The organism is Flammeovirgaceae bacterium SG7u.111 (assembly GCA_034044135.1).
GTDB lineage: Bacteria > Bacteroidota > Bacteroidia > Cytophagales > Flammeovirgaceae.
In genome coordinates, this window is the sequence record CP139021.1 from 350643 (window position 1) to 362466 (window position 11824).

The 11824-nt window shown below is 38.5% G+C and carries 9 protein-coding genes; 2 read left to right on the forward strand and 7 right to left on the reverse strand.

The window, feature by feature from the left end; all coding sequences use genetic code 11:
* Positions 1–82 precede the first annotated feature (82 nt).
* From R9C00_01375 to R9C00_01405, 7 genes are all read right to left on the reverse strand, one after another.
* A complete protein-coding gene (locus tag R9C00_01375; protein WPO36098.1) occupies positions 83–1630 on the reverse strand; it encodes an alpha-L-fucosidase in 1548 nt (515 codons plus the stop codon).
* Between the two features lie 71 nt (positions 1631–1701).
* On the reverse strand, positions 1702–2214 hold the full coding sequence (locus R9C00_01380) for a MaoC family dehydratase (GenBank protein WPO36099.1): 513 nt from the start codon (positions 2212–2214) through the stop codon (positions 1702–1704).
* Between the two features lie 508 nt (positions 2215–2722).
* Positions 2723–3517 (reverse strand): tRNA pseudouridine(38-40) synthase TruA, encoded by a 795-nt coding sequence (gene truA / locus R9C00_01385; protein ID WPO36100.1) that lies wholly within the window; start codon positions 3515–3517, stop codon positions 2723–2725.
* 174 nt (positions 3518–3691) lie between these two features.
* Entirely contained in the window at positions 3692–4603 is a 912-nt protein-coding gene (locus tag R9C00_01390; protein WPO36101.1) for a helix-turn-helix transcriptional regulator, read from the reverse strand.
* 102 nt (positions 4604–4705) lie between these two features.
* Entirely contained in the window at positions 4706–5593 is an 888-nt protein-coding gene (locus tag R9C00_01395) for an SDR family NAD(P)-dependent oxidoreductase (protein WPO36102.1), read from the reverse strand.
* Positions 5594–5782: 189 nt separating this feature from the next.
* Positions 5783–6676 (reverse strand): hypothetical protein, encoded by an 894-nt coding sequence (locus tag R9C00_01400; protein WPO36103.1) that lies wholly within the window; start codon positions 6674–6676, stop codon positions 5783–5785.
* 214 nt (positions 6677–6890) lie between these two features.
* Positions 6891–8012, reverse strand: a complete 1122-nt coding sequence (locus R9C00_01405) for an epoxide hydrolase (GenBank protein WPO36104.1) — start codon at positions 8010–8012, stop codon at positions 6891–6893.
* 1473 nt (positions 8013–9485) lie between these two features.
* On the opposite strand from R9C00_01405, the gene R9C00_01410 reads away from it, so the two are divergent.
* Positions 9486–10523, forward strand: coding sequence for a hypothetical protein (locus tag R9C00_01410; protein WPO36105.1), 1038 nt, complete (start codon positions 9486–9488; stop codon positions 10521–10523).
* Positions 10524–10663: 140 nt separating this feature from the next.
* Entirely contained in the window at positions 10664–11785 is a 1122-nt protein-coding gene (locus tag R9C00_01415) for a DUF3179 domain-containing (seleno)protein (GenBank protein WPO36106.1), read from the forward strand.
* Positions 11786–11824: the final 39 nt, after the last annotated feature.

Below are 11824 nucleotides of genomic sequence, written 5' to 3' on the forward strand. Positions count from 1 at the left end.
GGCAATCTCCACTATCAATTTCACCTTCTATATAGAATAGTTTTCCGTGATATTAAACTCTGGTTTTTTTCTCTGGTTTTCTTTAGAAATCCTTTTTGGATTTCTGGTTTCCCAAAATATCACTTGGCTTTTCTTTCAGTTCAATTTTGAAGCAAATGGCTTTGTCCGATTGGTACTCCTCAGGCAGCTCAATTACTAATTCATCTTTTTGCTGGATCCATTTTAAGTTGCCAGTTCCGCCTAACAAACACACGCTAATTATAGGGTCGTTTAAAATCCTGTTTTCTGAGCCGAGAGCTTTTAATTCGATTGTTTTTCTGCCATCTGTTTTTAACCAAAAAGCATAAACGTTTTGCCCTTTTTGGGTATAGCGGAAATCATCTGAGGTAAATCCCTTGTCGTGAGAGTTTCCATGCAATTTCATTTTTGCATTTGTAGGGCCTTGCCCAAATACATCAAATGGCCTAGTCGAATAGATAGCTTCGCCATTGACCTTTAGCCATGCGCCAATTTCTTTTAAAATCTTTTGCTGCGGCTCAGGTATTTCACCGTGCTTATTAGGGGCTACGTTTAGTAACAAACACCCGTTTTTACTCACAATGTCGACCAAATCGTTGATATATGCAGGTGCTTCTCGCATTTGGTAATCGTTGGTATAGCCCCAGCGGTAGCCTCCAAGCGACATATCGGTTTGCCAAGCTTCTTTGCGTATACGGTCCAGCTTGCCACTTTCCACATCCAATACAGCAGCTCCGTCGGGTGCGCCTCTATATCTAATGTTTTTGTAGTTAAGTACAACTTCTTGGTTGTTTTTTAAGCCTTGGTTGTAATAGTTGGCAATTATTTTTTTACGGGTTTCTTCGTAGGCAGGCTCGCTAAAACCTAAATCGAACCAAAACAAGTCGGGCGTATACTGCGTCATCATATCCATGGTGCGCTTATAAAAATGCTTCATGTATGCTTCTGAAGCAGGTTCCCAACGCTCGTGCTTATCCCAATAAAAGTCACGCAATTTGGGATCCATCGTTTCGTATTTATCCTTGTAGGTCCACCAATGCCAACCGTAAGCAAAATGTGAGGAAACGCCTACTTTTATGTTTCGGGCTCGTGCCTCCTTAAATATTTCACCAACTATATCTTTTTTAGGTCCCATTTCTGTCGATTTCCAACGGGTAACTTTGGAGTCGTACATGGCGAAACCATCGCAATGTTCACCTACTGGCACTATGTATTTGGCGCCTGCTTCTTCAAACAAATCGACCCATTCTTTGGCATTGAAATTTTCAGCTTTAAACATGGGGATAAACTTGGTGTAGCCAAAATCTTCAGGTTTGCCAAAATTTTCCACATGGTATTTATATGCGCTTGACGGCTTTTTACTTGGATTGCCCAAAGCATCTACAGCGCCTTCGTTCCACATGTGAAACCCGTACCATTCCGCGCTACCATAGGCAGGTACTGTAGTTGGCCCCCAGTGGATAAAAATTCCAAACTTCACATCTTTAAACCATTCGGGAGTCTCGTACTTCAAAAGCGATTCCCATTCGGCATCGTATTTTTGTTGAGCACCAACTTGCTGTATGCCCACTAGCATTGCCGCCAGCAATAAAAAATTTCTTATTGATTTCATTTTCTTTGAATTACACACATTCCTTTGGGACTGTGTTCTTTTAAAATTTGATTTAAAATTCTGTGTAGACTTTAGTTGTTCTTATTGCTAAAGCTTTCAGGATGTTTGTATTTCACGGTTTGTAAATGCTCGCAATACAAAACCAGCTCGCCGGGTTGTTTGTACACCTCGTAGCTGACCGTAATCAGTCCCATATCGGTGTACTTAGGTTTTTTATTCAGATGGGTACGAACCGTGTAAATGGTATCGCCTATGAAAACGGGTTTTATAAATCGTAATTTGTCGTAACCATAGCTAAAGGTGTTGATATTGTTGTTGGCCATTAGACCTAACCCGAGGCTGAAAACCATAGCCCCAGCTACCAACCGCTTTCCAAAAAGCCCTTCCTTTTCGGCAAATTGCTGATCGCCTACGTAAGGATGCATGTCCAAAACCAAACCGTTGAACGTCATGGCTTCTCCTTCTGAAATTGTTCGGCTGATAGACCGATCTTTACGGCCCAGCTCAAAATCTTCGTACATCCATGTTTCTGTGTTGTACAGTGGGATGTTTTTGTGGTCTGATAAAGGTGTGTTTTCTGGCATTGATAGTTGTTTTTGTGTGAAAGCTTTTAATTGCCCTTCATTGAACCTGTTTCGGGCGAAATGTATTTTCAAAGCTAGAAAACGATGTGGGGAAAAAGTTTTACAAATCAGATGAATTGTTGTCTATTTCCGACATCGTAACTTGTCAACAGTATTAATATCTGTGCTTTATGATATTTTTGCATTGTAAAATAAAATTGCAGTGAATGAACAATACAGAGCTTCTGAAGAGTGTATCGTTTAATCTGTTGTCAGTAGCAAATTGCAAAGTGGGGGGGGCGAATAGAATTATAGAAACATCATTAGTTCGTTCACATGGTTGTATTTAGTTACTGAAGGAGAAGCCAATATTTATGTAGGAGAAAAAAGGATTCATTTGAGGGAAGGGCATCTTTACCTTGTGCCAAGTTTTACCCATTGCAGCTATGTGTGCGAGAGAGAGAAATGGCTCATTACTATTCTACATTTTCAATTGTCTACTTAATCTTTAATTTGTGCAAGGTTTCTTCTACTCCAAGCCTACTTTTAACATCCTGATCAAATTATGCGAATTGTTCAATTCTAAAAATGGATACTCAACTCTGCTAAGAAAAAGACCATTTGGTAACGCAGGCATTTTTTCTTTCCACTCTTTTTTCTGCTTCAAAATTTCCTCAAACTCCTTAATGGTAATTTCCCCACTCCCCACTTTCATCAAAAAGAAAACGCAAATCCTAACCATTCCACGGAGAAACCGATTGCCGGTGATGGTAAACCGCAATCTTCCCTGTTCCTCATTGACGAACAGTTCGCACTTGCTTATCTGGCACAATGTATTATTGTACGAACCTGGTTGCTTGCACAGTGCTTTAAAGTCTCTTGTCCGAAGGATAAGGTTCGCTGCTTTTCTCATCAGATTGAAATCTAATTTCAGATCGTCATAGAATGAACTATAACGGATGAGTGCTGGGTCTTTCTCCCAATGAATGAAATAGTCGTAGGTGCGGGCTACAGCACCGTGCCTACAATGATGGTCTTCGTCAACTTCGAAAATTTCAAAAACTGCGATACCATCGGGTAAATTTTTGTTCAACCGAAATTTTAAATCGAAAGCGGGAGCTTCATCAAGATTAATTTGAATAACATATTGGCTGGCGTGAACACCGGCATCGGTGCGTCCGCAACCGTAAACGCTTATTCTTTTCTTAAAGAGCCGAGAGAGGATTTGTTCTATAACTTCTTGAACCGTGTTTGGGGTATCCTTTTGCCGCTGCCACCCCCTGTAAGTGCTACCATCAAATCCTAAGTGTATGAAATACCGCATCTGTAAAGGTATAAAGAATAGGATAGTTCCTGCCGTATATTAACGCCGTTATTCCATGTTAAACTCATGCTAGTTCGAGCATCTGCTTGGACTTTGACCGCATTGGCAAACCTACAAGCCTTAGAAGTCTAGTGGCTCACGGTCGCCTACTTGATTAGCGGTAGTCATCACTTTTTAATTAAAAAACTGCCTGAATTCCAATGGTGAGTAGTTAGTTTTTGATTTGAACAGCTTACTGAATGATTGTGGATGCTCGAAACCTAAGGCATAAGCAATCTCACTTACGGAATGACTTGTTGTAGATAGTTTTTCTTTTGCCGTTTCTATCAGCTTATGATGGATATGCTGTTGAGCATTTTGGCCTGTAAGTGATCGTAACATATCACTTAAATAGCTTGGAGAAACATTGACTTGTTCGGCTAAATATTGTACCGTTGGCAACCCATCTTCTAATGGTTTTGAGTGATTGAAATAATTATCTAAAATTTCTCCCAGTTTCAATAGCAGATCATTGTAAACAACCTTGTGGGTAATGAACTGCCGATGGTAAAACCGATTACTGTAATTCAACAATAGTTCTAATTGGGAAATAACTACATCATGGCTAAAATCATCTATTCTGCCCTTCAATTCGTCATCAATGATTTTAAAAACGGACATGACAGTTGTTTTTTCACCTGAGGAAAGATGTAATACTTCATTTGTTGAGTATGAAAAAAAGCCAAATTGTTTAATTTTTTTGGCTAGGGAGTAAGTCAATAAAAAATCTGGATGAATTAAAAAGATATAACCTGATGCAGCCCTTTTAGGACTTTCGAATACCTGATTTGGAGCTGTGAATACCAAACCTCCTTCACCAAAATCGTAGTAGTTTTGACCGTATCTTGCTTGTCCGCAAAGAGTCGTTTTGTATGCGATTTTATAAAAATCCAATATAAAGAAATCAAATGATTTATCTGTTGGGATAGAGACCTCTTCGATATTTATAAAACTTATCAAAGGGTGAGCGGGTCGTGGTAGCCCAAACGTCCGGTGAAAATCCGATAACGAATCAAATTTCCTATGAATATTTTTCCCTTTTTTCATTTTTTCAGTAGTTACCAATGATGACCGATATAGTATTAAATATTGGTCATCATTGAAGTTTAAACAATATTACGTGCTATGCTTTCAGATTCATTATTTCGATTAACCTTGCGCAGCATTGGATACCTCTTTCCAGGCTTCCCAAGTTGCCAGTCGTTCATTGTAAGCCTTTTCCACAGAAAGCAACGATTGGTTACCTAGGAAAAGTCGCAATGGTGGATGTTCTGCGTCTACCACTTTGAAAAGAGCTTGCGGAGTAGCTTTCGGGTTTCCTCTTTCCAGACTCCGTAAGCCCTGCTCAAATTGTTCTTTAAAATCTGAGTATATGTCAAGCCCGCTAGCCATCTTCAACGACTCCGGACTACCAAACTCTGTCGCGTAAGCACCTGGTTCAATAAGAGTTATCTTGATGCCAAAAGGCTCGATTTCTGTAGCAAGGCTTTCATGAATTGCTTCGTATGCCCATTTAGTAGAACAATAATACCCGATTACGGGCATTGACTCATGACCCAGACTACTTGACACACCTAAAATGTGACCACCTCCTTGCTTTCGCAATAATGGTAAGGCTGCTTGAATAACAGAGAGCGTACCGAATAAATTAGTCTCGTAAAGTGCGCGAACATCGTCTAGGTCTACTTCTTCAATTGTTCCAACAAGTGAATAGCCAGCATTATTTAGGATTACATCCAATCTACTGAAATGACTATGGGCTTGTTCGATGACCGTTTTAACTTGATCTGGTTTTGTCACATCAAGCTCGAGGGTCAGAACGTTTTCTCCATATCTTTCTTGAAGATCAGATATGCTCTCTAATCTGCGTGCCGTTGCTACTACTTTATCACCACGCTCAAGTGCGGCTTCTGTCCAAATACGTCCAAATCCACGAGAAGAACCTGTGATGAACCAAATTTTGTTTCCTTTTTCCTTTTCCATGATTTTGTTTTTTTGTTTTACGTTACAAAAATCCATAATCAGGTTTTCATCCATGTAGCCAAATTGAGGAAGGATGTAGGCAAAATGAGGAAGTTATACAAAGACTATGGATTGGTCTTCGAACTTTTACCGCTAACGTATCTGTGTGCGCCTTGAATGGTGAATATAGCTCATGAACTTTGAGTGTGCCAAAGGGTGAAAGACTTAGAATTCTAATGGCTCACGGCGCCTACTCGATTGGCATTAGTTATTTTTTATTTCAGATTCTATATTCACCCATTTCACTTTCCAATCGTTCTCTAAATGCCCTCCTGTAGTGTAAAAAAGAAACTTATCATTAGGTGTTATATATGGATTGCCTTGTCCCATATTATTAATTTTATCATTAAGTTTTTTTGTGTTTATCCATCCGCCTTTCCCATCATTATAGCTAATCATTAAGTCGAGTTCGTTTCCAATTGAAGCAAAAATTAAATAGTCTCCTTTTGGAGAAACATGTGGTGTGCATTTTCCAGATTTGGAATTCATCGAAATTGTAGTTTTTTCTGCGTTTTCAAATTTTCCATTCACTTTTTTTGAATGATAAATATCCATTTCGCTGTAATCTAAATTACTTGTGTGAAAATATAGAGTTCCAGAATTAGTAATTGTAGGATGAGAAACTAATTTATCTCTCAAATTGGGAATATCTACAAAAATTGGTTCAGTCCATTTTCCATTAATCTTTTCAGATTTCCATATATGCCAAGTTTGAACAACTCCGTCAATATTAACAGGTCTTGTTGAACTGAAATAAAGAGTATTTCCATTCGCTGAAAAGCTCATTCCATGTTCATTATGTTTGCTATCAAAGAATGCTTTTTTTGGTGTAGACCATTTTTCTTTATTTTTTTCTATTACGAAAACTTCAAATAGCTCAAAATTTTTATCAGAAATAGTATAGTAATATTCTTGTAAGTCAGGACTAAAAATTCCTTTATGAATAAGTTTGTTTTGAGGAATTAAATCTTGTTTAAATTCAATCGGGGTATTGTCAGGGACTACTTCGGTCAAAAACTGCATTTTAGTACTTTCGATTTCACTTTTGCAACTCAAAAAGACAATCGTAAATAGTAAGATAATTTTGAGTTTATTCATTTCTCTAATTAATGCCAACGTCTCGGCTATGGTTAGTACGGGAATTAAAAGTAGTGAACTTTCGATTAAGTACTTAGCCAAAACTTTTTATTTTGTTTTATCTTTTAATTTTAAAGCCAAATCAAAAAGATTTGGCGGACTTAGTTATAAGTTCTAAACTTTGGATTAAGCACCTAACCCCGTATTAATTATAGCCATTGTTGTGCATAGTGGTTTATTTCAGTTTCTTGAAAAACCTTATTATATCATTAGCTAATAATTTTGGTTGTTCAAAAGCAGCAAAATGTCCTCCTTTTTCAATTTCTGCCCAATGGACAATATTAAATCCATTTTCAATATACTCTCTCGGTGGTACAGGAATTTCTTTTGGGAATTTCGCAAATCCGACTGGAATATTGATAAAATCATCTTTTCCAAATTTCATTGGATTAATGCTAATCTCGTGATACATTCTAATGGACGAATGTATTGTTTGGGTAAACCAATATAGAGATACATTTGCTAGTAGTTCTTGTTTTGTAAAACTATTTTCTATGTGTCCGTTATTATCACTCCAAGCATTAAATTTTTCAATTATCCATCCACAAAGTCCAATTGGTGAGTCGTTTAGTCCATAAGCTAATGACAAAGGTTTTGTGCTTTGTATAGTAGAATAAGCACCTTCTTTTCCGTTCCATTCTTTAATAAGATTTCGGAATTTAATTATGTTGGTAGCAGTATTTTCTTCAGAATATGGTTCATAGGAATCGGATATGTAATTCAAATGTAATCCGATAATACTTTCAGGATATTTTTGTGCAATTTTTATGCTAATTCCTGCTCCGATATCTCCACCTTGTAGTGCATATTTATTGTGCCCAAGTTTAATCATTAGTTTGTGCCATAACTTAGCATTAAACCCATAATCACTTCCGTTTTCTGTTGGTTTTCCTGAAAAACCAAATCCAATTATTGAGGGAATAACCAAATCAAAAGATAAATCTTCTGATTCTGTCAAATATGGTATGATTTTGAACATTTCAAGAAATGAACCAGGCCAACCGTGAGTTATGATGATTGGAATGGCATTTTTATTTTTACTCTTAATATGAAGAAAATGGATTTTATTACCATCAATGTTTGCGATAAAATTTGGAAAAGAATTTATTTGCTTTTCTATTGTTCTCCAATCAAATTCTTTTAACCAATAATCGGCTAATTCTTTTGTGTATGATAGACTTGTTCCGTATTTCCAATCAGAATTTTCAATTTCATCAGGCCATCTAACTTTTTCGATTCGTTCATTCAAATCGTCAAGTTCGGATTGAGGTATATTAACCTTAAATTTTTCTATCATCTTGCTTTTTTTCGCATTATGCACAACTTGTTTATATATGCAATTGCACATATTTCCATTATGTCTTTATCCCTAAATATAGTGCAGAAGAACTAGGCTTCTTAAAAAAAAAGACTTTTGTACAAAAAAAATCAATCCTTTTGGTGCTGAGGCGCATTATTTATACTAATTGGAGCTTTCTTCCCATTCCCTTTACTTAATATACAAAAAACTGGTTTGTTGACCAAAAACAACCATAAGGTTATGCGTTTATTAAACGCTTAATCTACGGTTATAAAAGAGCAATGCCATCATTTTGACGATAGCATGCTTGAGGTTCGCCAATCGGTTGTTATCGCTATTTTACCTTACCTATGCAGAAAATCAAAAATAATAGATTGAACTATGTTATGCCGCTTATATGTAAGGAATAGTCAAAGTATGAATAGTTTATAATGTACATCCGAAGAAAAATTAGGGATTATCTGTACGATTAGGACGAAAATGGTACATCAAAATGGGTATCGGCTTTGCTTGACCCTCTTCTTTCTTGGGTTTTACAAGTAACAGTGTGAAGAACTAGCAGGTCACGCTTCAACTTCCGCGGGTCACGCCCTGATTTTTGCGGAGGACGCTCCATTTTTTACGGAACACGTGTCAATTGTTGCGGTTTATTACATGATCGTTGCGGTTTATGCCCTATTTTAAGCGGATATGTAAGCATTTGCCGCCTTTTGGTCATAAAACTTTGCGGATAACGCTCCAATTTTTGCGGTTTACGCAGCAATCGTTGCGGATAACGCTACACCCGTTCAGTCTATCCTTCCATTTGCCAAAGATTATTCTCCAAGCGGTGCGGGCAAGGCAGGTAAGGAATGTAAGATTGGAGGAGTTTTGGTGATTTTTTGTGGAGACACCCTACTAGAGCGACTCAACTGTCGCCAATGTTATATTGAGAGTATGTTTAAATTTTACCTATTTCGCTACAAATGCACACAGAAGCGACTGTCCGGTTCAAAATAAAATTCTTCACTGAGAAGCTTTTGGAAACATAACTTCAAATTTATTATAGCTTCTTTCGGCGCATAATTTCGACTAGCCGTCCGCGTTAAAATCTCCGCAGATAGCCCCACTACCTTTGTCGATTTTGCCTCATTCTGCATCCAAAATAAGCTATAACCATTTTTAAATTTAGTTTCAAAACAGCTTCTGAGCCGACACACAGGCTGTGGCATCTTTGCGGAGTATCCTTAAAAAAATAATCATACTCGGTGCTTCGCCTATATCTGAACAAATTCGGAAGGCAAGGTGTACTGATAAAGAGTTAAAATCTGATTATAATTATCCCAGTCTTTTTTTTCGTAACCTATAGCCATTAAATTTATGGCAAAAGTGAAGTGGGGGAAGGTTATGGCTTTTCAATTAAACAGGTGGTCTCTTTGAAGAAGGTGGTATGGACTGCCTGATGAAGATGAAAATTTATTTAAACAAATTATGCTAAGGACAAAACTGATAGTTGCTTTACTCATATGCTTGTTTGGGTTTGAGCTACATACTATTGCTCAAGATACAACGGCGACAGCACAAGGGGTATATAAAGGGAAAATTAGGCGAGGGGTTCGCCATGGGTATGGGGTTTGCACCTGGCCCGATGGCAGCAAGTACGAGGGGATGTGGAAGTATGGAACCATGACAGGAAAAGGTACTTTTACCTACAAAGGGAATACCTACGATGGGCTTTGGCTAAATGGAAAGAAAGACGGTAGAGGCAAGCTGACTTATGCTGATGGATCGGTGTACGAAGGGGAATTTAAGAACGATGTGAAACATGGGGTTGGTAAACTGACCTTGCCCGATGGGTCGTTCCACGAAGGAGAATGGAAGTTTGATAAGTGCAATGGCTGGGGCAAACACGAATGGGCTACGGGGACTATTTATGTAGGGAATTGGAAAAATGATGAGATGCACGGGAGTGGCACGCTGGTTTATGCCGACGGTAGGGTAGAGCAGGGGACATTTAAAAACAATGAATATTTGGATTGTAAATGTAGGATTACGCCTACATTAGAAGAGCAGTTTGCAGAATCTACGGCAGTTTTTGTGGGGAAGGTGGTGGAGTTGTACCAGTCAGTAGATGGGAAAGGAGATGAGTTGATATTTGAAATTGAGCAGCTTTGGAAAGGGGATTATGGATATGGAAGAAGGGTGATAGTAAAAGCTGGCTATACTTCTTGCGATGCGATTTTCTATGAAGGGGAAAGTTATTTGGTGTATGCCTACGTGAAAGGAACTAGTTATGTGACCACCAAATGCACTCGAACTGTCCCTTTGCTAGAGGCTACATGGGATATAGAGCAGCTAGATAACTTAGTACCTTGTAAAGATCCTTCCAAAACACCTCCAGCATTTGTCGGCAACGAAGCAGATCATGTTTGCGGTTGCGATGGGGTTACCTATCGCAATACTGGAAAAGCGAACAAGGCTGGGGTGTATATTTGGAAAAAGGGAAGGTGCGAAGACTTGGAAGAATAGAAGGGGAATGAGGGGATGATAAAATGATACGATGGTTTGATGATGGGAGGTGCTCTTGGTCCTTGGTTTGTGGCGAACAAACTATCCATCTTCAAAAGAAGATTATCACAAACAAATACCTGCAATTAACTGAACTATAAATGAAGAGGCTTTTTATCATACTGTGTTTTATTTTTTTGAGTTGGGATAGCTATGCCCAATTTGAAATTCCGGGAGTGTACCAAACGTGGGAGACGAACTTCAATAAGCTGACTGTTCCTATAACAGATTTTAAGGCTTACTTGCCCAAAAATGCCATTTCCCCAATTTACAATTCTGACTTTTGGAATCAGCGACAAGCTGAAGGAGTTTATTCTCCCGATGAGCCTATGTTGGTGGTTACTGAGGGACACATAGAAAAAGCGTATCCAGTCAGTGTGCTTATTTACCACAACATCATCAACGATGGGGTGGGAAGGAAAAATGTTGCGGTCACTTTTTGTCCTCTTTCGGGCTCAATTGCTGTATATAACCGGAAGGTGGTTCATAACGATAAAACCCAAGTCCTTTCTTTTGGGACTACAGGGGTGCTTCGCTATGCGAACATGGTGATGTACGATCATGAAACCGAAACTTGGTGGCAGCAACTAGACGGTGATGCCGTAGCAGGTGAATTTGCTGGTGCAAAAATGGAAATTGTTCCTTTCAAGATTCTTTCTTACAAAAGGTATTACGAGCTTTATCCTTATGGGCTGGTGATGGCAAATAATATTGATGAAACGGTACGCTACGGAACCAATCCATATTACCGCTACGATGATATAAAGAAACCCAAGCCTTTTTTGTATTCGGGGCTGGTGAACGATAGGCTGCCTGCCATGCAGCGGGTATTGAGTATCCAGTCGATGGGGGAATATTTTATCTATCCGCTGAGCTATGTGAGCGTAGCTGGGGTGCTGAACGACACGCCCAATGATAATTTTGTGGTGATTTTTTACGAGGACAATGTGCTTTCTCCACTCGATGAGGAGTACATAAAAGACTCGAAGGATATAGGAACGGCTGTAGTTTTTTCTTCTATGGTAGAGGGCAAAAGGCTTACGTTTAAAAAAGAAAATGGTAAATTTATAGATGACCAAACGGGCTCGGTGTGGGACATTACGGGTAAGTGCGATAAGGGAGAGTACAAAGGCAAACAGTTGAAATTGATGCCTTATGGTCTGCACTTTAGTTTTAGTCCTTTGCTTATTCGCCCTCAGAGCAGGATTTTTGAGGAAAATTAAACCGAATTATTTATTAGAATTGCTGAGATTTTGTGTAAG